The organism is Xanthomonas sp. NCPPB 2933, assembly GCF_056725225.1.
In genome coordinates this window covers 2,933,916-2,955,736 of the sequence record NZ_CM161518.1, presented here as the reverse complement: position 1 = coordinate 2,955,736, position 21,821 = coordinate 2,933,916, and the positions used below count along the sequence as shown (strand labels likewise).

General features: G+C 66.1%; 14 protein-coding genes and 1 pseudogene. 3 read left to right on the top strand and 12 right to left on the bottom strand.

Features of this window, described 5'->3' with window-relative positions; translation table 11 throughout:
* The first annotated feature begins 434 nt into the window (after window positions 1-434).
* The 3 genes from AC1PLU_RS12055 (at window position 435) to AC1PLU_RS12045 (ending at window position 2,639) form a co-directional block, all read left to right on the top strand.
* Complete coding sequence (locus AC1PLU_RS12055; protein WP_481106338.1) at window positions 435-779, top strand: hypothetical protein; 345 nt, start codon at window positions 435-437, stop codon at window positions 777-779.
* Complete coding sequence (locus AC1PLU_RS12050; protein ID WP_481106337.1) at window positions 776-1,192, top strand: SymE family type I addiction module toxin; 417 nt, start codon at window positions 776-778, stop codon at window positions 1,190-1,192. Before AC1PLU_RS12055 ends, AC1PLU_RS12050 begins: the two co-directional genes overlap by 4 nt.
* Window positions 1,193-1,529: 337 nt before the next feature.
* Entirely contained in the window at window positions 1,530-2,639 is a 1,110-nt protein-coding gene (locus tag AC1PLU_RS12045; RefSeq protein WP_481106336.1) for a serine hydrolase domain-containing protein, read from the top strand.
* Window positions 2,640-2,918: 279 nt separating this feature from the next.
* Here the strand turns inward: AC1PLU_RS12045 and AC1PLU_RS12040 are convergent, their stop codons facing one another.
* From AC1PLU_RS12040 to fliR, 12 genes and pseudogenes are all read right to left on the bottom strand, one after another.
* Window positions 2,919-4,577, bottom strand: coding sequence for a chemotaxis protein CheA (locus tag AC1PLU_RS12040; protein ID WP_481106335.1), 1,659 nt, complete (start codon window positions 4,575-4,577; stop codon window positions 2,919-2,921).
* A 2-nt stretch (window positions 4,578-4,579) separates the two neighbouring features.
* The gene (locus tag AC1PLU_RS12035) at window positions 4,580-5,206 is read right to left on the bottom strand and encodes a protein phosphatase CheZ (RefSeq protein WP_006450905.1); all 627 of its coding nucleotides are present in this window, start codon (window positions 5,204-5,206) and stop codon (window positions 4,580-4,582) included.
* Window positions 5,206-5,598, bottom strand: coding sequence for a chemotaxis response regulator CheY (cheY, locus tag AC1PLU_RS12030; protein WP_002813536.1), 393 nt, complete (start codon window positions 5,596-5,598; stop codon window positions 5,206-5,208). Before cheY ends, AC1PLU_RS12035 begins: the two co-directional genes overlap by 1 nt.
* A gap of 35 nt (window positions 5,599-5,633) precedes the next feature.
* Window positions 5,634-6,407, bottom strand: a complete 774-nt coding sequence (locus AC1PLU_RS12025) for an RNA polymerase sigma factor FliA (protein WP_023903918.1) — start codon at window positions 6,405-6,407, stop codon at window positions 5,634-5,636.
* Window positions 6,404-7,288: a MinD/ParA family protein gene (locus tag AC1PLU_RS12020; protein WP_006451802.1), complete on the bottom strand. Its 885-nt coding sequence runs from the start codon at window positions 7,286-7,288 to the stop codon at window positions 6,404-6,406. The genes AC1PLU_RS12025 and AC1PLU_RS12020 overlap by 4 nt, the downstream gene beginning before the upstream one ends.
* On the bottom strand, window positions 7,275-8,945 hold the full coding sequence (flhF, locus tag AC1PLU_RS12015; RefSeq protein ID WP_481106334.1) for a flagellar biosynthesis GTPase FlhF: 1,671 nt from the start codon (window positions 8,943-8,945) through the stop codon (window positions 7,275-7,277). Before flhF ends, AC1PLU_RS12020 begins: the two co-directional genes overlap by 14 nt.
* A gap of 675 nt (window positions 8,946-9,620) precedes the next feature.
* A complete protein-coding gene (gene flhA, locus AC1PLU_RS12010; protein ID WP_023903920.1) occupies window positions 9,621-11,714 on the bottom strand; it encodes a flagellar biosynthesis protein FlhA in 2,094 nt (697 codons plus the stop codon).
* Complete coding sequence (flhB, locus tag AC1PLU_RS12005) at window positions 11,711-12,841, bottom strand: flagellar biosynthesis protein FlhB (RefSeq protein WP_115038909.1); 1,131 nt, start codon at window positions 12,839-12,841, stop codon at window positions 11,711-11,713. Before flhB ends, flhA begins: the two co-directional genes overlap by 4 nt.
* Window positions 12,842-13,115: 274 nt before the next feature.
* Window positions 13,116-14,651: pseudogene (locus AC1PLU_RS12000) on the bottom strand (putative bifunctional diguanylate cyclase/phosphodiesterase); the annotation flags it as partial.
* A gap of 101 nt (window positions 14,652-14,752) precedes the next feature.
* Window positions 14,753-17,674, bottom strand: coding sequence for a ligand-binding sensor domain-containing diguanylate cyclase (locus tag AC1PLU_RS11995; RefSeq protein WP_481106333.1), 2,922 nt, complete (start codon window positions 17,672-17,674; stop codon window positions 14,753-14,755).
* 290 nt (window positions 17,675-17,964) lie between these two features.
* On the bottom strand, window positions 17,965-20,913 hold the full coding sequence (locus tag AC1PLU_RS11990) for a ligand-binding sensor domain-containing diguanylate cyclase (RefSeq protein WP_481106332.1): 2,949 nt from the start codon (window positions 20,911-20,913) through the stop codon (window positions 17,965-17,967).
* Between the two features lie 107 nt (window positions 20,914-21,020).
* Window positions 21,021-21,812 (bottom strand): flagellar biosynthetic protein FliR, encoded by a 792-nt coding sequence (fliR, locus tag AC1PLU_RS11985; RefSeq protein WP_006449774.1) that lies wholly within the window; start codon window positions 21,810-21,812, stop codon window positions 21,021-21,023.
* Window positions 21,813-21,821 lie beyond the last annotated feature (9 nt).

The window sequence follows — 21,821 nt, the reverse complement described above, 5'->3', positions numbered from 1 at the left end:
CCGACGACCTAAGGCCTCGCATGCGAGGTCTTGAAATAACGGTTCCAGGTTCACTTCCACTGCAGCCTGGCAGTCGCCAAACCACGCGCCTATGCCTGAAACGCGGCGGTATGGGCGCGACGCTCCCGCGCTCGCATCGGACCGTGAAGGGTCAGGTGCACTTATCAGGCGAGGGCGCTCGGCTTGCGTGGCCCGTATGGAACTGCTTCATCGGCGCACACAGCCACGCGAGACCCGCCAGCGTGTCTTGACACGCCAGACCGCGTACTTGCAATCTAGGCCCAAGGAGCGTCGAAACTCCTCTCATAGCGGTACCCACCTCCGTCAAACCGGTGGGTTTTTTGTGCCTGCGTCCTGCAGGTGCAAGCCGACGCAATGCCTGTGTCGGGAGGGCGGCTAATACAACACCCGCAAGGGGAATACGCCCGCCGGCTATGAGCGGTTTCGAACCTCCCGACATCCCGTCGCCGTTGGCGGCGGTTCTTGGGTTGTTCCAGGAGGGCGTTGCCATGTCTATCGCACCATCCATACCGGCATCTGTGCCGGTTGATCTGTTGCCCGCTTCCGCTCACCGCCTGCGGTGGGATGTGGGCGAGGTGCTGCGCTGGCTCGACGCAAGCACAGCTATTGAGCAGGCGAGAGACCATACTGCGCATCCGCTGAGTCGCCAGCTCGGTGTATTGCCGCACACCTCGCGCCGCCTGTCGGCACGCAGGGCTGTGCCATTGCAGCAGTACGTCGCTGCAACCATCACCGGCCATCACCCGGAGGCGCCATGACACGCCGCCGCCCACCCACGGCATCTGCCGGCGCACGGCCCACCCGCAACCGTGCACGCCCCACGCCGCCCAAGCGGGTGCAGTGGGTCGTTGTGGAACCCGACCGCACCAAGCTGCCACCGATGCTGCCACCCGACCCGGACGCCTCCCCGCAAGGCCCCGGCACGCTACGCGCACCCCGCCGCGCCCGCCGCCCGCGCCAATGCACCGTCAGCTACACCCATTACCCCGGTGCCCACGACCACGCCGGCGACCAGCACGTGCCCCACGTCCGCCTCAGCGGCCTATGGCTGGAACAACTGGGCTTTGCCATCGGCACCAAGCTGCGCATCACCGCCAGCGAAGGGCAGCTGCTGATGGAGGTGTTGCCGCCGGTGGAGGTGCCGGCCAAGGCGCGCAGCATGCGGCGATGATGCGGCGGCTGCCATAAGCCTTGCGATTGACCTCAGTGCCAAAAGAACGGGCTCAGATTCACTTAAGGAAGTCAACCTGACCCTGAGGTTTGGACCCGTTATTCGACAAATAGCTGCCATTGTTGAATGGCCGGGATTGGTGAAATGCGGAAAGGCTGGTTTCGAAGCAGCTAAAGCGATTCCCGCCGCTTAGCCGGATCACCAAACAGGCGAGAGATTTCTGTAGTGCGAGGTGGCGACACCATACAACGTCGCGTATGCGGACAGGAAGCATCCGTCCGAATAGGGTGATAACCTCTGCATGGCTCAAACGCTGATGTTGGAGTGAGGAGTAAAAATGGTCGCCTCAATTAAACGTCGCACTGTTTTGGCTGCGGCATTATCCATGGCCCTGCCGATGCGTAGCTTTGCCAAACCCGGAATTGAAGCTGATAGCGTGTCCTCGGCCCTTCGCCGTCGCGTAGCCGAGGAAAAGCAGGGCACCGGGGCCGTATTGGGGGTGGTGCGTGCAGGCGAATTGAAGACCTTCCACTACGGAACGGTTGGCCTAGGTAAACTCCAACAGCCGAATGATCGGTCAGTATTTCAGATCGCCTCGCTAACCAAGATATTTACGGCACTATTACTTGCTGATTGCGTTCAGCGGGGTGAAGTGAATCTCGTCGATCCACTATCAATGTACATTGCAGTTCCTCCCGTCACCTTCGACGGGAATGAGATCACGCTTCTCGATTTAGCCACTCATACGAGTGGGCTACCACTTCGGCCATCCAGTCGCACCGGCCTCAGTCAAGATAACCCCTACGCCGGCTACACCGAGAGCGATCTTTGTGCTGATTTAGGTCGTGTCCATCTCACGCGCTTACCGGGGTCGAGTTTTGAATACTCGAATTTTGACTACGCGTTATTGGGTTACGCGTTGTCACAGCGCCTTGGCAAAACGTATGCTGACCTCTTGCGAGCTCGCATTTTTGAACCGCTTCGTATGGACGAGACTACGCTTACTCTATCAACGGCGATGCAGCACCGGGAAATTTGGGGTTACGATGCGGACTTCCACTCGGCTCAACCCTGGGAATTTGGTGCGCTTGCGCCGGCAGGCGGCCTTTTTTCGACGGTAAAGGACCTGTCGAAATTCATGACACTTTGGACAAACAAAGAAAGTGGTCCCCTCTCGCGGGCGGCTTCAATGATGCTGGCCGTAGATAGGCCCGGCGATAATACCGATACCAGAATGGGTATCGGCTGGCGGAAGGTCCACCCGGATGGCCAGAGTATAGCTTGGAGCAATGGAAATGGCGGCGGCGTTCGTAGCTTCATGGGCTTCAACGCCGACACGCGCGTCGCCGCAATCGCGTTTATCAACAAAACATCGGGTTTTGGAGTTGACGATATCGCGCTTGGGATGCTTGCGCCAGCTGGCTCGCATGTTCCCCCGTTTTTCTAAAACCCGGGCTGGTTTAAGGTGCTTAAATATTAGCTGGATGGGAAATAACGGTTCCAGGTTCACTTCCACGGCAGCCTGACCGTCGCCAAACGATCGCGCCCATGCTTGCGCGCGTAGCGACATAGATCGACAGCGATGCTGGTAGTGAAACAACAACGGCCGCAGTACGCGGCCGTTGTTGTTAGATCAGGCAGCCAGGATCGTCTTGACGATTCCCGATTCCCGATTCCCGATTCCCGATTCCCGACTTTCCCAATCCTGAATCCCGAATCCCCAAACTCAATGATCGCTGGAGCGCAAGCCATCCACATCCAGGATCAACGCCATGCGGCCATCGCCGATCAGGGTGGCGCCGGCGTAGCCGGGCAGGCCGCGCAGGGCGCGCGGTAGCGGTTTGATCACCACTTCCTCGCGGCCGCGGACCTGGTCCACCACTAGGCCGAAGCGGGTTTCGCCGGCCTGCAGCAGCACCACGGTCAACAGCGGCGGTTGTTCGGCCGGGACGCCCAGCCAGCGACGCAGGTCGATCAGCGGCAAGGTGTGCGAGCGGCGGTCCAGCACGGCGCGGCCGTCGAACCAGCCCAGCGATGTCTGTGGTGCATGCAGCACTTCGACCACGCGGGCCAGCGGTAGTGCATAGACGGCTTCGCCGGCCTGCACCAGCAGGGTCGGCAGGATCGCCAGGGTCAGCGGCACGCGGATCATGAAGCGGCTGCCGCGGCCGAGTTCCGACTGGATCTGGATCTGTCCGCTGAGTTCGCGGATGCGCGATTGCACCACGTCCATGCCCACGCCACGGCCGGAGATGTCGGTGACCTCGGCCTTGGTCGAAAAGCCCGGCATGAAGATCAGGTGCAGGCACTCGTCGGTGCTCAGACGTGCGGCGGCTTCGGCGTCGATCAGGCCCTTGTTGCGGGCGATTTCGCGCAGCCGCTCGGGGTCGATGCCTGCGCCGTCGTCCTGAATTTCGATGCTGACGTAGTCGCCTTCCTGCTGCGCAGACAGGCGCACGTGACCACTGCGCGGCTTGCCGGTGGCTTCGCGCAGGGCAGGGGACTCGATGCCGTGGTCGATCGCGTTGCGCACCAGATGCACCAGCGGGTCGGCCAGGGCTTCGACCAGATTACGGTCCAGTTCTGTCTCGGCGCCGATCAGTTCCAGCTCCACTTCCTTGGACAGGGTGCGCGCGACATCGCGGGCCACCTTGGGGAAGCGCGAGAACACCTTGCTGACCGGCTGCATGCGGGTGCGCATGACCGCGGTCTGCAAACGCGCGGTGGCGATATCCAGCACGCTGACCGCGCGATCGAGTTCCTCGTCGCGCAGGCGGGTGCGCAGGGTCTTGAGACGATTGCGCGAGAGCACCAGTTCGCCGATCAGGTTGACGATGGCGTCCAGGCGCTTGGTGTCCACGCGCACGGTCTGTTCGGCTTCGGCACCTTTTGCGGCTGCTTTGGGTGCGGCCTTGGCACCGGGCGCGGGTGCATGACCCTCATCGTGCGACGCTGCGGCCACGGCAGCCAACGCGGCCTTGGGCGCGGCCTTGACCGCCGGCGGGCCGCTCTTGGCATCGAACTGCGCAATCAGCGAGGCCGGTGCATGCGGCACGGTTTCGCCTGAGCCCATCGCATCCAGCATTGCCTGCAGATAATCCAGCGACTGCTGCGCGGCATCGAAGTGATGCGCCTGCAGCACCGCCTGGCCGGAGCGCGCCATGCCGAGGGTTTCTTCAGCGGCGTGGCACAGCTCCACCATGGGCTTGATCGCCAGAAAGCCGGCGCCGCCCTTGAGCGTGTGGAAACCGCGGAACACCGCGTTGAGCTGGTCGGCTTCGTCCGGTGCCTGTTCCAGCGCGACCAGCTGTTCGCCGAGGCGATCCAGGATTTCCTGGGCCTCGACGATGAAATCGGCAGCAATATCGTCTGGAACAGCACTCATGGTTACAACCCCAATCCGGACAGCAGGTCATCGGCGTCGTCTTGCGACACCGCGTGACGGTCCAGGCCCTTGACTGCAGGACCGGCAAGACCGCCGTCGTCTTTCTTCGGCTCGGTGCTCTTGGGCGGCAGGCCCAGCGCACCGAAGCCTTCGTGCACGCGCCGCACGATGCCGGCCACGCGACGGATGATCTGCCCGCTCAGGTCCTGGTAGCTCTGCGCCAGCGACAGTTCGGTCAGGTTGTGGCGCATCTTGTCCATCAGCGCGCCCTGGTCCTGATTCAGACCGCCGTCGCGCAGCTGGTTGGCCAGCTCACGGCATTCTTCGACCAGATCCAGCGTGCGATGGCTGGCCTTTTCGGTCATTTCCACCACGTGGTCCAGGCGCGAACACGCATCGTCCAGCTCGCCGGCTTCTTCGGGCACGGTGGGCAGTTCGCCCAGCGCCTGACCGAGTTCGCGTGCGAGCCGGCTCAGGCCCTGCATCATCGGACGGGTACGCAAGGCGGCGAGGTGATCGACCTCGCGCTTCCAGGCGGCTTCGTCACCGCTTTCCAGTGCATCGAGCGCGCCCTGCAGGCGGTCGATCAAGGCAGCGCGTTCGGCATTGGTTTCCACGGTGGCGTTCATCAGGCGGTCGCCGCCAGACGTTCGAACACCTTGCCCAGCTTTTCTTCCAGCGTCTGCGCGGTGAACGGCTTGATGATGTAGCCATTCACGCCGCACTGGGCCGCTTCGATGATCTGCTCGCGCTTGGCTTCGGCGGTCACCATCATCACCGGCAGGTGCTTGAGCTTGGCGTCGGCGCGGATGTTGCGCAGCAGGTCGATGCCGGTCATGCCGGGCATGTTCCAGTCGGTGACCACGAAATCGAACGGGCCGGCCCGCAATGCAGCCAATGCGCTGTTGCCGTCTTCGGCCTCTGCGGTATTGGTGAAGCCAAGATCGCCCAACAGATTCTTGACGATACGTCGCATCGTCGAGAAGTCGTCCACGATCAAAATCCGCATGTTCTTGTTCACATCAAGCTCCTAACACTAAAAAATACGCGAAAAAATCATTCGTCAATTTCGACACCGGCATCGGCCAGTTCGAAGACCTTGAGGCGGCCGCGCAGACGCACCACGGCCTGGCCGTGGATCTGGCAGACGCGCGATTCGCTGACACCGAGCACGGCGCCGATTTCCTTCAGGTTCAATTCCTGTTCGTAGTACAGCGACAGCACCAGCTGCTCGCGCTCGGGCAACTGGCCGATGGCCTTGCCCAGCTCGCGGCCGAACTCGCCACGCTCCATCATCTGCTGCGGGTTGGGGCCACCCTTGGCGGTGGTGTCCAGCTCGCCGTGATCTTCGATGCGCGATTCCAGGCTCAGCACCTGGCCGCGCGCGGCGTCTTCCATCAGACGCAGGTAATCGGGCAACGGCATTTCCATCGCGGCGGCCACTTCGGTGGCGGCGGCGGCGCGGCCGGTGTTCTGTTCGATCTTGCGTACTGCAGCAGCAGCGTCGCGGGCACGGCGGTGTACCGAACGCGGCACCCAGTCGCCACGCCGGATCTCGTCGATCATCGAGCCGCGGATACGGATCGAGGCATAGGTTTCGAACGAGGCGCCCTGCTCGGAGTCATAACTGCGCGAGGCTTCGATCAGGCCGATCATGCCGGCCTGGATCAGGTCGTCCACTTCCACGCTCGCCGGCAGGCGCGCGGCCAGATGGTGGGCGATGCGGCGCACCAGGTCTGCGTGCTGGGTGACGATGTCGTTGGCGTTGTTGCGTTGCACTGCACGGTACTGCGCGGTGGCCGTCGTTGCGGTTGCGGTAGCGGTGCTCATGCGGCGACCCCCCGTTGGATGATGCGTTCGACAAAGAACTCGACGTTGCCGCGTGGCACGGTGGGGGCCTGCCAGCGCGAGGTACGCCGCGCGATTTCTGCGATGGCCAGCGCCGAGGGGCTGGCGGGGTAGGCCTTGATGACCGGTTGCTGGCGCTGTACCGACAAACGCAACCAGTCGTCCTGCGGCACGTGGCCGAGGTAGTTCAGCGACACGTCGCCGAGGAATTTTTCGCAGACCCGCGACAGCTTGTCGTACAGCAAGCGGCCTTCGTTGGGGTCGCGCACCATGTTGGCGATGATCTGCAGACGGTCCACGCCGCGTTCGCGCGAGAGCACCTTGATCAGCGCGTAGGCGTCGGTGATCGAGGCCGGTTCGTCGCAGACCACCACCACGGTGTCCTGGGCGGCCTGGCAGAAGGTCAGCACGCTGTCGGTGATGCCGGCGGCGGTGTCGATGACCATCACGTCTAGGTCGCGTTCCAGTTCGGAGAACACATTGACCAGGCCGATGTGCTGGGCCGGGGCCAGTTCGGCCATGTGGCGGCGACCGGAGGCGGCCGGAACCACCAGCACGCCGCCCGGGCCTTCGATGATCACTTCGTCCAGCGTGCAGCGGCCAGCGATCAGGTCGGCCAGGGTGTACTTGGGCGACAGGCCCAAGACCACGTCCAGGTTGGCCAGGCCAAGATCGGCGTCGAGCAGCAGGGTGCGCTTGCCCATCTCGGCGAGGGCCACGGCCAGGTTGGCGGAAATGTTGGTTTTCCCCACGCCGCCCTTGCCACCGGTCACGGCAATGGTGCGCACCGGGCCCAAGGGCTCGGGACGGGTCGCCGTCAGGGGGAAGGCGTTGGTCAGCTTGGCGTATTCACGCGACTGCATGGTTGTGCTCCGGAGTACAGGGCTTATCGGCAGCGCGCCGCAAATCTTCAAGGCGAAGAACGAGACTGGCGGCATTGGCGCGGTGCAGGTCGTCGGGGACCCGCTGTCCGTCAGTCACCCAGGTGATGGGCATTTGGTGGTCGACCACCACCGACAAGGCACTGCCGAAGCGGCCGGTCTCGTCGAGTTTGGTCAGCACCACGCCTTGGGGCTTGGCGTGGGCGAAGCGGCGTACGACCTCGTCGAGGTCGGAAAAATGGGCGTTGGCCGGCAGTACCAGCAGCGAGGTGACCTGGTGCGCGGCGCGCAGCCAGTTCAGCTGCGCGGCCAGGGCGCGGTCGCGCTGGCCCATGCCGGCGGTGTCGATCAACACCAGCTTGTAGTCGCGCAGGCGCTCGAGCAGTTCCAGCAGGCTCTCGGCGCTGTCGGCCTCGTGCACCGCGATGCCGAGCTGACGGCCGTAGCTGTGCAGCTGCTCGCGGCCGCCGACGCGCTGGGTGTCGGTGGTGACCAGGGCCACGTCGCGCGGGGCGTGCTGGGCGGCGAAGCGCTGGGCGAGCTTGGCGATGGTGGTGGTCTTGCCGGCACCGGTCGGGCCGACCAGGGCGATCACGCCGCCGCGTTCCAGCGGGTCGACCGGGGCCACCGGCAGACGCTTGGACAGCAGGCCCAGCATCAGCCCGCGGCCGCGGTGCAATTCGGTATCGGCGGGAATCTGCAGGGCCACATCGCGGATCAGACCGGCGTCGAAGCCGTAGTCGTCCATCAGCTCCAGGGCCTGCGCACGCACCGGGGAGCCACGCAGGCGCTCGTCGGTGAGGCGGTTCATTTCGCGCTCGATCATCTGACGCATCAGCGCCAGCTCACCGCGCAGCTGCTTGAGTTCTTCGTCGTTCTGCGGCACCGGGGCGGCGGCAACCGGCACGGCGGCCAGGGCGACCGGGGCGGCCACCAGCGGCGGCAATGCGGCCGGCGGCAGGATCTGCGGCAGCGCGTCGTCCATGTCGAAGCCGTCGTCGTCCTGCTCGTCGTCGTCCTGCCCGTAAGAGGCGTGGGTGGCGAGCGCGGCGGCCATGATCGGCGTGCGTGCCTGCACCGGGGCAGCGTGCACCGGAGCCTGCACCGGTGCGGTGGTCAGGAAGTCGGCGAACAGCTGTTCCGGCACTGCCGACAGCGCATGTTCCTGGCGCGGTGCGGCGGCAACTGCAACGGCGTGGGCCAATGCTTGAGCGGCGGCAGACGGGGCGGCGGCAGTCCGCACCGGTGCGGCGACCGGCGCCGAGCGCGGCACGTTGACCGGCTGGCGCAGCGCCATCGCGGCGATCATGTCGTCTGCGGCGCTGGCAACACGCTGACGCTGGCTGCTGCCGGTGTCACTGGCCGGCTTCAGCGGGGCGTGGAACGGCGCGGCCGGCCTGGCCGGCGCCTGCTGGACCGGCGCTTGTTCGATCTGTGCCGCCGCAGCTGCCGGAGTCTCGGAGCGCGCGGTTTCCAGAGCGCGCTGCACGAGTTCTTCGTCGTAGTTGCTGGCAGCGACGATCTCGATGCCTTCGGCGGTACGGCGGTTGGACAGGATCACTGCGTCCGGGCCGTGTTCTTCACGCACCATGCGGAATGCGGTGCGCATGTCCGGGGCAACGAAGCGTTTGATTTTCATGCGAAGTGCCTCCAGGAACGGGACCCGCCGGACGCCGGACGGGTGCGCGATGAATGTGGGTGTGTTGCCAGCGTCATGAGTTGCCTGTCCCGTTCGGTTGTTCCAAGTGCTGCTGCTCGCCCCGCAGCGATCAAGCTGACTGCGGTCTCGCCAGAGCTAATGCACGCGGCGTGCCAAAACGCGGTGCCGGGGTTCCGGCGCGGGGATCTGGAGTGTTGGGACAGGCTGGAGCTGTGCGATCGGCCCGGCTGCAAGATTTCAAGTCACTGGTTTTATTTACTTTTTTCTGGGACCGCGATGCGTTGGCATCCACTGTGTGGGTGGATGCGCTGGCGGGTGGGAGGTCGAGCGTGGAGCGCCCGCAAGGTCTCGAAACGGCCAGCGTCGTGCAATCGATTGGAGGTTTGAACGAGTGGCGGCTTTCCGACGCTGGGTGCGGTGGTCGGTCGCCTGTCTGCAGCGAGAGGGCCGGGCGCGGGTGGGTTCGTAGGAGCGCACCCGGGCGCGATGGGCCCTCCCGGTAACGCCCTCGCGACCAAGGTCGCTCCTACAGTGATGTCAGCAAGCTTTTCTGGTCCGCAGCACGTCGCGTGTCGTAGGAGCGCCCTTGGGCGCGACGGGCTGTCCCGGTAGAGCCCGTCGCGCCCAGGTGCGCTCCTACGAGGTGCGTCAGGCTCAGCTGATCGTGCCGACCAGCTTCAGGCGCTTGTCTTCCGGCACTTCGCTGTACGCCAGTACCGACAGGGTCGGCACGCTATGGCGGACCAGGCGGGCCAGCGCTGCGCGGACCTGGCCAGGTACCAGCACCACCGCCGGTTCGTTGCGGGCTTCCTGCTTGCCGACGCAATCGGCCAGGCTCTGGTGCAGGCGCTCGGCCAGGCCGGGTTCCAGTGCCACGCCATTGCCGTGGGTGGATTCCTGCAGCACGCGCTCCAGCTGCGGGGCCAGCGTGTAGACCGGCAGCTCGGCCGACATGCCGGCGATTTCCTGCACGATGAAGCGACCCAGCGAGGTGCGCACCGCGGCGGTGAGGGTGGTGGGGTCCTGGCTGTGCGGGGCGTGCTCGACCAGCGCTTCGACGATCTTGCGCAGCTGGCGCACCGGGATGCGCTCGATCAGCAGGTTCTGCAGCACCCGCACCACCACCGACAGCGGCAACGCCTTGGGGGTGAGGTCTTCGACCATCTTCGGCGCGGTCTTGGCCAGGGTCGCCAGCAGTTGCTGCACTTCCTCGTGGCCGAGCAGTTCCGGGGCGTGTTCGCGGATCAGGTGCGACAGATGGGTGGCGATGACGGTGGCCGGGTCGACCACGGTGTAGCCCATCGATTCGGCATAGGCGCGCTGATGCGGCTGGATCCAGGTGGCGTCCAGGCCGAATGCCGGGTCCTTGCCGGGAATGCCGTCGAGCTGGCCGAGTGCGCCGCCCGGGTCCAGCGCCAGTTCGCGATCGGGATAGATTTCCGCAGTGGCCACCGGCACGCCGTGCACCAGCAGGCGGTAGGCGTTGGCCGACAGTTCCAGGTTGTCGCGGATATGCACCGGCGGCACCAGAAAGCCGATGTCCTGGGTGAGCTTGCGGCGTACGCCCTTGATGCGCGCCATCAACTCGCCGCCCTGGTTCTTGTCCACCAGCGGGATCAGCCGGTAGCCCACTTCCAGGCCCAGCGGGTCGATCGGGCGCAGCTCGTCCCAGCTCAGTTCCGAGCTGGCCTGGGCGGCGGTGGCCGCCGCTGCGGCCTTGGGGTCGGTGGCGGGGTCGCCGGTCGGCGGGATGACCAGGCTGCGCTTGTACATTTTCCAGGCGATCACGCCCAGGATCAGGCCGAGCGTCAAAAACGCGACGTTCGGCATGCCCGGCACCAGGCCGACCAGGCCCAGGATGGCCGCAGCCACCGCCAACGCGCGGTGCTGGCCGAACACCTGGCTGATCATGGCGCCGCGCATGTCCTGCGCCCGCGAGGCGCGGGTGACCAGCAAGGCCACCGAGGACGACACCAGCAAGGCCGGCAGCTGCGCCACCAAACCGTCACCGATCGACAGCAGGGTGTAGGTGGAGGCCGCATCCACAAAGCTCATGCCGTGCTGGAACATGCCCACCGCCATGCCGCCGATGAGGTTGATGAACAGGATCATGATGGCGGCGATGGCATCGCCGCGGATGAACTTGTTGGCGCCGTCCATCGCGCCGTAGAAGTCGGCTTCCTCGCGCACCTCTTCGCGGCGGGCCTTGGCTTCCTCACGCGTCAGCAAACCGGCGTTGAGGTCGGCGTCGATGGCCATCTGCTTGCCGGGCATGGCGTCCAGGATGAAGCGCGCGGTCACTTCCGACACGCGCCCGGCACCCTTGGTGATGACGACGAAGTTGATGATGGTCAGGATCGCGAACACCACGATGCCCACCGCGTAGTTGCCGCCGATGACGAACTGGCCGAACGCCTCGATGACCTTGCCGGCTGCGGCATGGCCGTCCTGGCCGTTGATCAGGATCACGCGGCTGGAGGCGACGTTCAGCGCCAGGCGCAGCATCGTGGTCATCAACAGCACGATCGGGAAAATGGTGAATTCCAGCGGGCGCTGCACGTAGATCACCGCCAGCAGCACCATTAGCGAGATGGCGATGTTGAAGGTGAACAAGGCATCCAGCACCGGTGCGGCCAGCGGCACCATCAGCATGGCCAGCATGGCCATCAGCGCCAGCGGGGCGCCCAGGCCGTTGCGCAGCAACTCCATGATGCGTCGGGCATTCAGCGGTGCGGGTTGGGCGCTCATGCGCTGGCTCCCTTGCCGAACTCATCCACTTCGAGGGAAGGCAATTCCGGCATCGGGCCGCCGTTCCAGCCACGCAACTGGTAGACGTAGGACAGCACCTGGGCCACGACCGAATAGAGTCTCACGGGAATTTCCTTGCCAATTTGAGCTTCCCTATACAAGGCGCGTGCCAAAGGCGGGGCGGTGACGATCGACACCCGGTGCTGTTCGCAGACTTCGCGGATGCGGAAGGCCATTTCGTCCACGCCCTTGGCCACCACGATCGGGGCGCGCATCTTGCCGCCCTCGTACTTGAGCGCCACCGCGTAGTGGGTCGGGTTCATCAGCACCACGTCGGCCTTGGGTACCGCTTCCATCATCTGGCGCTGCGACATCTGCATCTGCATCTGGCGGATGCGCCCCTTGACCTCCGGGCTGCCCTCGCTCTCCTTCATCTCGCGCTTGATCTCTTCGCGGGTCATCTTGAGCTTCCGCATCCAGTTCCACTTCTGGTACGGCGCGTCGATGGCAGCCAGCAGCACCAAGGCCCCGGCGGTGTAGAACAGCAGGCTCTTGGTGAAGTCCAACCCGTTGCCCACGGCCTGTTCCAGCGGCTGGTTCACCAGCGAGCGCAGGCCGTGCAGGCCCTTGGAGATGCACAGGCTGGCGGCCAGCCCGACGAACAGCAGCCGCAGCACCGACTTGACCAGCTCGGCCAGGCTATTGCTGCCCCACATGCGCTTGATCCCGTTGGCCGGGTTGAGCTTGTTGAGGTCGGGCATGATCGCCTTGCCGGAAAAATGCAGGCCGCTCATCAGCAGCGGGCCGGCCAGGCCGGCAGCCAGGCAGATGCCGATCAGCGGCACCATCACCCACAGCAGTTGCAGGAGCAGGTCGCCGAAGTGGCCGAACAGCGCCATCGGGTTTTCACGCATTTTGGGGTCCGGGCTGAGCGCGGTCTTCATCCAGACGCTGGCGCCATCGCCGATGCCGCGGGCCAGGGCCATCAGCGCGAACACGCCGGCGCCGAACACCGCAGCGGTGGACAACTCGCGCGACTGCGGGATGTTGCCCTGCTCGCGGGCTTCGCGCAGGCGTTTTTCGGTGGGAAGCTCTGTACGTTCGCCGCCGTCTTCGGACTCGGACATGGAGGTGCCGGTGACTTGTCAGCCCTGCCTCATGCAAGCGGCGTTCCAGTTGATGGGGCGGGGATTGGGGGATTGGGGATTCGGATTGGGGAATCGGGACGCAGGGGCCGCGCGTGGAGCCGCTGGCGGGGTGTTGTAGTTGGGTGGTTAGCGGGAGGGCCGCAGGTCGGGAATCGGGCGCGAGGGCTGACCAACTGCAGGCTGGTGCTCGGCTCGGTTGGCGGGTCGTCGAGCGTGGATGCAGGTCTACGGTCGTTTTTTTGATGCTTTTTGCTCAGCTGGCCTGGCGGCGCACGCCATCACGCTGGGCGACCACCGTGGCGATAAAACGCTCTGCGTCCATTGGCCGGCCCAGCAGATAGCCCTGCAGCTGGTCGCAGCCCAGCCGTTCCAGGGTGTTGCGCTGGGCGGTGGTCTCCACGCCCTCGGCCACTACCTGCAGGCGCATGGTGTGGGCCAGCGCCACGACGGCCGCGACGATGGCGATGTCTTCGGGGCAGGTGTCCATCGCCTGCACGAAGCTGCGGTCGATCTTGAGTTCGTGCGCGGGCAGCTTGCGCAGGTAGAGCAGGTTGGAATAGCCGGTGCCGAAATCGTCGATGGCGATGCGCACGCCCAGCGCGTTGAGCTGGCCGAGCGTGCGCAGGCAGGCATCGGCATCGCGCATGGCCATGGTTTCGGTGATTTCCAGGGTGAGCTGGCCGGGCGGAATCAGATGCTCGGCCAGGGTGGTGGCTACTTCGTCCAGCAGGCTGGGCGAGGCCAACTGGGTGGCCGAGAGGTTCACCGCCACCCGCCAGTCGCCATGCCCGGCCTCGCGCCAGGCGCGCATCTGCCGGCAGGCCTGCTGCAGCACCCAACTGCCGAGCGGGCCGATCATGCCGCTGCGTTCGGCCAGCGGGATGAAGCTGTCCGGTGGCACCAGGCCGCGTTCGGGATGTTGCCAGCGGATCAGCGCCTCGGCGCCGATCGGGCGGCCATCCTCGGCGCAGTATTTGGGTTGGTAATGCAGCACGAACTGACCCAGCTCCAGCGCGCGCGGCAGGTCCTGCAGCAGCTGCAGGCGCTCGCGGGTGGTGCCGGTCATCGAACGCTCGAAGAAGCTGTAGCGGTTGCGCCCGGCCTGTTTGGCGTGGCGCATCGCCGCATCGGCATGCGTCATCAGTTGATGCTCGCTGCCGGCGTCTTCCGGTCCGGCGTCTTCGGGATATAGCGCAATGCCGACGCTGCTGCTCAGGCGCAGCTCCTGGTCGCCGACCAGGAACGGCACCGCCAGCGCCTGCAGCAGATGCGCGGCGATCGCGGCGGCGTCCTCGGGGTCGGCGATGTCGGACACCAGCGCGAACTCGTCGGCGCCCAGCCGCGCCAGGCTGCCGTTGGCGCGGCGGTGCGCGCTCATACGCCCGGCCACCGCCACCAGCAGCTGGTCGCCGAACTGATGCCCGTAGCCGTCGTTGACCGCCTTGAAGCCATCCAGATTGATCAGCATCACCGCAAAGCGCTGCCCGTCGCGCTGGGCGCGGTCGATGCTCTGCAGCACGTGTTCGTGCAGCAGCACGCGGTTGGGCAGGCGAGTGAGCGGGTCATGCAGCGCGGCCAGCACCAGCTCGGCATTGGCCTGCGCCAGCGATTGCGCCAGCACATCGGTGCGCTGCTGGAAGCGCCGCGACAGCACCGAGATCACCAGCGCCAACACCAGCAAGGCCAGCGTCACCACCACCACTACTGCGGTCAGCCATGACAATGGCAACTGCGCGCCGGTTGTGGCGACACAGAGACTCGCTGGCGCGAGATGCGCGGCAGCCGTGCCCTCGGCCCGGATGCAGTGCGCACGCATGCACGGCGGTTGCGGCATATCGCGCACATCGGCCCGGCAGCCGTTCGCGGCACTGGGGTGATGGGAGTGACTGCTCATGCCACCGACGACTCAGGCTCCTCCGGTTCGATGCGATTGCGTCCGTACCGCTTGGCCCGGTACAGCGCCTCGTCGGCGCGCGCCAGCAGCGTGGCCGCCGTGTCGCCGATCCGGAACCAGGCCACACCGACCGAGCAGGTCACCGGCAATGGGCGGGCGGCGCCCACTTCGTACGGGGCCACGCTGAGCTTTTCGTGGATGGCGCGCAGCCGGTGCTGGCTGTGTTGCGACATGCCCGGCAGCAACAGCAGCAATTCTTCGCCGCCGTAACGGCCCACGCGGTCCGAATCGCGCAGGCAGGCGGTCAGCCGCGCGCCGACCTTGGCCAGCACCGCATCGCCGACCAGATGCCCATGTTCGTCGTTGACCAGCTTGAAGTGGTCCAGGTCGATCAGCACCACCGCCAACGGATGCGCACCGTGGGCGCAGGCCTGCAGTTCTTCGGCCATCGCCTCGAGCACGCCGGAGCGATTGAGCAGGCCGGTCAGCGCGTCGTGGCTGGCCTTCAGTGCCAACGCCGCGCGGGCGCTTTCCAGCTCGCGTTTTTCGCGCTCCAGCTGATAGGTGCGCTCGGCGACCAGCTCGGCGAGCATGCGTTCGCGCGCCACCAGATGGCGGTGCCGCCAGCGCCACAAACCGGCCAGCAGGGCGCTGCCGATCAGCAGATACAGCGCGATTGCCGGTGGGCTGCGCCACCACAGCGGCGCTACCGCGAACGGCAGATCGGCGATCGGCGAGGTGGTGCGTCGGTAGCGGTCCAGCAGCTGCACCTGCAGGCGGAAATGCCCGGACGGCAGCGGCGGTTGGTCGATCGACAGGGTGTCGCTCTGGATCCATTCGTTGTGCAGACCGAGCAGGCGATAGCGCACCGTGAGCCGGCTGGGGTCGTCGTAGACCTCCATGCTGGACAGCTCGATATGCAACGGCCTGTCGCTCCAGGCGAGCAACTGGCCGCGCTGCACCGGCACGCCACCGCGGCTGACGCTGTCGATACGCACGCTGGGCTGGCGCTGATCGAACAAGCGCGCCGGGTCGCGCAGATGGCTCACCCCGCGCGCGGTGCCGATCCACACCGAGCCATCGGGATCTTCGGCAAACGCCGCTTCGGACACGTCGTCCCACAACAGCCCCTGCGACTGCGACAGATGCGCCCAATGCTCGCCGTCGTAGACCTCCACGCCGCGTGCGTGACCCACCCAGACCCGGCCGACGCTGTCGCCGCGCAACTGGTACACGCTGACGTCGGCGAGCGCTTCATCGCTGACCGCCTGCAGATCCACTTCTTCGTCCAGCAACAGGCCGTGCCATAGCCCGGCGCGATAGAACGCCAGCCACACTTCGCCGCTGTCGCTGATATGGAATTTGCTGATCCACGGGTCGGAGGCGCCGCCATTGACCTTGACCTTCACCTTCGACCAGTGCGCGCCCTGCAGCCGAAACAGGCCATTGGCGCTGGACACCCACAACGTGCCGTCGGCAGTCTGCTGGATATCGGTATAGGCGATGGCCGGCATCTGGCTGACCATGTGCAGCGTGCCGCCGTCCAGCGGCCGTTCGAGTGCAAACAGGCCACCGGCAGTGAGCACCCACAGCCGGCCCTGGCGGTCGATGATCAGACGCCGCCCGGTACGCGGAAGTTTGGCGATCTCGGCGCTACGGCCATTCGGCCAGTTGCGGCGCACGAAGCCCGCCGAGTTCAGCGTCCACAGGCTGCCGTCGGCACTGCGCGCCATGCCCACGATCTGGATCCCGGAGTTGGGTAATGCAGGAACGAAGCGCCCCTTCGGGTCGGCCTGGCGACCTACGCCATGTTCGTTGCCGACCAGCAGCGCGCCCTGCGCATCGCGGGCGATCGACCAGGTCGGCGCAACCGGCATGCCTTGCGAGGCGTCCCAGTTCTCGATCCACTCGTAGCCGGCCCAGCGCACCAGGCCTTCGCCGTCCACGGTCATCCAGATGTCGCCGTCGCGGTCCACCACGATGGCATCGCTGCTGCCCGGCGGAAGCCCGTTCTCGGTGCCGAAACTGCGCCACTGGCCGTTTTCCCAGCGCACCAGTCCGTCGTTGCGGCGCACCAGCACCCGTCCCTCGCGGTCGAGTACCAGCGGCGCCTGCTGCCCGACGGTGCTGCCATCCAGCAACGGCAGCGGCCGCACGCTGAAGGTGGCCGCGCCCGGTGCTCGGTAGAGCAGGGTGCCGGTGCCACGTACCCACAATGCGCCGTCGTGGTCGCGCAGCACGCTGTACCAGCGATCTTCCGGCACGCCTTGTTCGGGCCCGTACACCTGCACCTTGCGCTGCGCATCGATGGCGCATAGCCGCTTGGCACAGCCGGCCCACAAGGTGTCGCCGTCCACCGACAGGCTCAACACCTTGGACAACTCGGGCACGCGCACGCGGGTGGCGGTATCCAGTAGCGGCTCGCTATGCCAGCGGCCGTTGCCGCGTGCACTCAGCCGCTCCAGCGTGCCGCCGTTGGCCAGCACCGTACCCCACGGCGGGCTGGCCAGCAGCATGCCTTCCTGCAGATGCTCGGCCTCGTACGGTGCCAGTCTTCGGAAGCCGTGTTCGTTGCCGACGAACAGCGTCTGGAAGCCGGCCACCCACAACGTACCGTCGGCGGTTTCGGTCATCGAGCTGATCGATTCGTTGCGCAGGCCATCCAGCACCACCTGCTGAAAGCTGCGCCCATTGAAGCGATACAGGCCGCTTTCGGTGCACACCCACAGCAACGTGGCGCGGGTCTGCAGCAGGCAGGTGCCGGCCAGCCCGAGCAGGCCCTGGTCATGGGCGTAGCGGCGAATGCTTGCGGTCTGCGCGCCGGCCAGATCGGCCAACGACAGCAACGCCAACAGCAGCACCGCGGCAAACGGCGCGCGCCGGCTCGACGACCTCCACTGGCGGTACTCACACCCCACGAGCGTTGCACTCTCCCACGCGTCGGCAGGTGTGGTCCGCGCTTTGCGCGGGTGTCTCACGCTTGCCATGGGCGGCCCCCATAGTAGGCCGCAGTAAACCGACTAACGGCTGTTCACGCGTGTTTCTTTAATGCGCGCAGCAACACGATGGCGTGATTGCCGCCCGGCAGTCGATTGCATGCGAGCTCGACAGGCGCTGGCATCGGTTTGCCGGCAGCGCAGTCGAATCGAGTTGTGCGTTCACTGCAACCCCGCTTTCGATGTATTTCAAGGCGCTTCGACGCTAACGCTCAACTCTTAGCGGCGTGCTCAGACGCGGTGTGGTCGTAGTCGATGCGATTGCGTCCACTGCGTTTGGCGCGATATAGCGCCGCGTCGGCGCGCGCCAGCAACTGTTCCAGGGTTTCGCCCGGCTGAAACCAGGCCACGCCGACCGAGCAGGTCACCGCCAGCACGCTGCCGTCGATCGGGTAATCGCCGCAGATGCCGCGATGCAAGGCCTGCAAGCGATGCGTGGAGTCGGCATTCAGACCGGGCAGCAGCGCCAGCAATTCCTCGCCACCGTAGCGGCCGATGCGGTCGTCGCCGCGCACCAACGTATCCAGGCGCCGGCCGACCTCGGCCAGCACCGCATCGCCGGCCAGATGGCCGTGTTGGTCGTTGACCAGCTTGAAGTGATCCAGGTCGATCAGCACCACCGCCAACGGCTGCGCCTGGACCTTGGCACGCGCCAGCATGCCGCGCAGCGCGTGCAAGATGCCGGCGCGATTGAGCAGGCCGGTCAGCTCGTCGTGGGTGGCCTTGAGCGCCAGTTCGGCGCGCGCGGCTTCCAGCTCGCGCTTGTCCTGCTCCAGCTCGGCGGTGCGTTCGGCCACCAGTTGCTCCAGCTCGCGTTTGCGCCGCAGCAGTTTGCGCGTGCGCCAGCGCAGCAGCACGATCACGGCTGCGATGCCCAGCAGCACGTAGCCGATCAACGCGGGAATGCCACGCCACCACGGCGGATGCAGCACAAAACGAAAGCGCGTGATCGGGCTGCTACTGCGTTGATAGGCATCCAGCACCTGCACTTCCAGCGTGTAGGTGCCGGGCGGCAGCAGCGGATAGGTCAGGTGGCTGAGCGAGGTGGTGGTCCAGCGCGCCTGATGGCCTTCCACCCGGTAGCGGAAGCTGATCCGGTCGGCGCCGCCTTCCACGCCGGGCGTGGCCAGGTCGATATCCAGCGGAATGTCCGACCACTCCAGCGCCGCCCCGGCGCGTACCGTCTCGGTGCCGCGCCGCACGTGCGCGATCTCCACCTGCAGCGGTTGTGCGGCGAACAACCGCTGCGGGTCGAGCAAGTGGCTCAGCCCGCGGCTGCTGCCGATCCACAGGCTGCCGTCGTCGTCTTCCAGAAACGCGTTGGACGACAGGTCGTCCCACAGCAGACCCTCGCTGCGCGTGATACGCGACCAACGGCCTTGCTGATACAGATCCAGCCCCTGGCTGCTGCCGACCCACAGCCGGCCCTTGCGGTCGTGGCGCAGGATGAAGGGCATCACCTTGGAGATCAGCGGGTCGTCGACCGTCTGCACCGACACACCGCCGTCGGCTTGCAGGCGACCGTGCCACAGCCCGGCTTCGCGCAGCGACAGCCAGATTTCGCCGTCCGGTGCGAAGTCGATCTGAAACATGTCCTGGCTGGGCAGCGAGCCGCGCACCGGCACGCGCACCCATTGCGCGCCCTCGCGGCGATACAGCCCGTCGCCGGTCGCCGCCCACAGCCGCCCCTGGCGGTCGACATCGATGTCGCCGACAAACTTGCCTTGCAGCGCAGGCTCGAAGTTCAGCGCATAGGGCGGGGTGGTCTGACCGCGTGCCAGCCCGCGCGGGGTCGAGATCCAGACCGAACCGGCGTTGTCGAACAACAACTTGTAGCCAGGCCTGGGCATGTCCATCACCACGCGGGTCAGCCCGGTGTGCGGATCGCGCCGGGCAATGGCGCCGGAAAAGTACGACACCCAGGCCGCGCCATCCGGTGCTACCGCAAGGCTGAGCGTTTGCGACAACGGCTTGCCGTTTTCCAGCAGCCACGGCTGGGCACGCTGGGCATGCCGGGGCAGCAGGGCGGCGCCGCCATCGGCACCAACCGCCAGCATGCCGTTGGGCAGGCGCTGCATCGCCCAGGTCGGCGCCGATGGCATGCCTTGCGGCTCGGTCAGATGCTCGATGCTGCCGTAGCCGAGCAGGCGTTGCACCCCAAGCCCACGGGTGCCGATCCACAAGGTGCCGTTGCTCTGCAACAGCAGTGGGCCGACCATGGCATCCAGCTGCAGGCCCTGGTCGGGGCCGATGTCGTGCCAATGGGTGCCGTCCCAGCGCACCAGGCCATGATCGGAGCGGGTCAGCATGCGTCCGCGCGCATCTTCCACCATGGTGGTGGCGCCGGACATGGTGCTGAAGCTGCTGTGCGCGCTGGCCGGATGGGTTTGGAAGCGGCGCGCGCCCGGCTCGCGCGACACGATGGCGCCGCCGCCACGCAGCCACAGCCGACCGCCACGTTCGCGAAAGATCACCCGCCAGCGGCGCGCTGGCACGCCATCGGCTTCGGAGAGGGATTCGACCACCTTGCCGGCTGCATCTAACCGGCAGACGCCAGCGCCGCACGACGCCCACAGAAACTGCCCATCGGCCAGCAGGGTGCTGCCCGATGGCTGCAGGATTCCATCGGGCGTTCGCAGCGGCAGCGGTTGCACCTGCCATTGCTTGCCCGCGCCCGGCGTCACCGCCAGCAGCGCCCCTGCGCTGATCACCGCGACCCCATCGCGGTAGGCGGCGATCACATTGCCGGCATCGGCGCGAATGCGCTTGCCCTCGCGCAGCACCTGGACGAACTGCTCGCCGTCGCGCACGAACACGCCATTGGCGGTGGCCACCCACAAGCGCCCGGCGCTATCCAGCGTCAGGCCGCGGGTGAAGCGCGCGTCCAGGCCCTGATCCTGGCCGACGGCAATGAAGCGCTCACGCTCGAACCGGTGCAACGCCAGTTCGGTGGCCACCCACACCACACCACGGCGATCCTCGACCAGACCGGTGATGGTCATGCCTTGCAGGCCATCGGCCTGGGCGTAATCGCGGAAGCTGTAACTCTGCGCCTGCACGCTCGCGATACTGGTCAGGCCGGTCACAAGCAGGCAGAGCCATGCCCATGGCGCAATGCTGCGCACGGCAGAACGGGCGAACAGCGCAGACACGTTGGGCATCGGTTCCCGCAGGCGTGGCAGTGAGGATGTGATGACTGGCGATTGGCGTCGTCAGTGATCCTGTGGCGTTGACGGCTTGCCGGCCAAAAACTTGAGGCAGTTCACACTTACGTCGTCAATGCTCTGGCGGCGTCGAACGCAGTGTCGAACATGCGCTGCACGGGCGGTGCGAATTCGCTGGCGAAACTGGAAAGCAGAAACAGGCCCAGCAATACCGTCAGCGGCAAGCCCAACTGCACCGGATTCAACGCCGGCGCCGCCTTGGCCAATGCGCCGAAGGCCAGGTTGACCGCCAGCATCGCCACCATCATCGGCAACGCCAAGGTGAGCCCGCCGCGCAGGATCTGCAGGAACAGCGTCGGCGCCACTTCTGCAAAGGCGGCCGCATCCGGCACTGCGGTGCCGATCGGCAAGGCCTTGTAGCTGTCCACCAACAGCGAGATCACCGCCAGGTGCCCGTTGGCCGCGAAGAACAGCAGCCCGAACCCGATGTAGAACCACTGTGCGATCACGCCGGACGTCACCCCGCGCAGCGGGTCGGACATCTGTGCAAACGACAGACCGGTGGATTGCGACACCAGCTCGCCGGCCAACGCGCCGGCTTCGAAGATCAGTTTGAGCATGAAGCCCATGCTGGCGCCCACCGCCAGCTCGCGTGCCACGCTGAGCACCGCCTGCGCGGTAAAGCCGTCCCACTCCGGTACCGGCGGCAGCAGCGGCGCCAGCACCATCGACAAGGTGCCGGCCAGCATCACCCGCACCCGCCCGGGCACCGCACGCGTGCCGATCAACGGCATCGCGGTCAGCAACGCGCCGGTGCGCAGCATCGTCCACATGATCGCCCCGACCATCGCGAACGCGCGCTGGCCATCGATCACCATCTGGGTGGCAGCATCCATCCGGTCTGA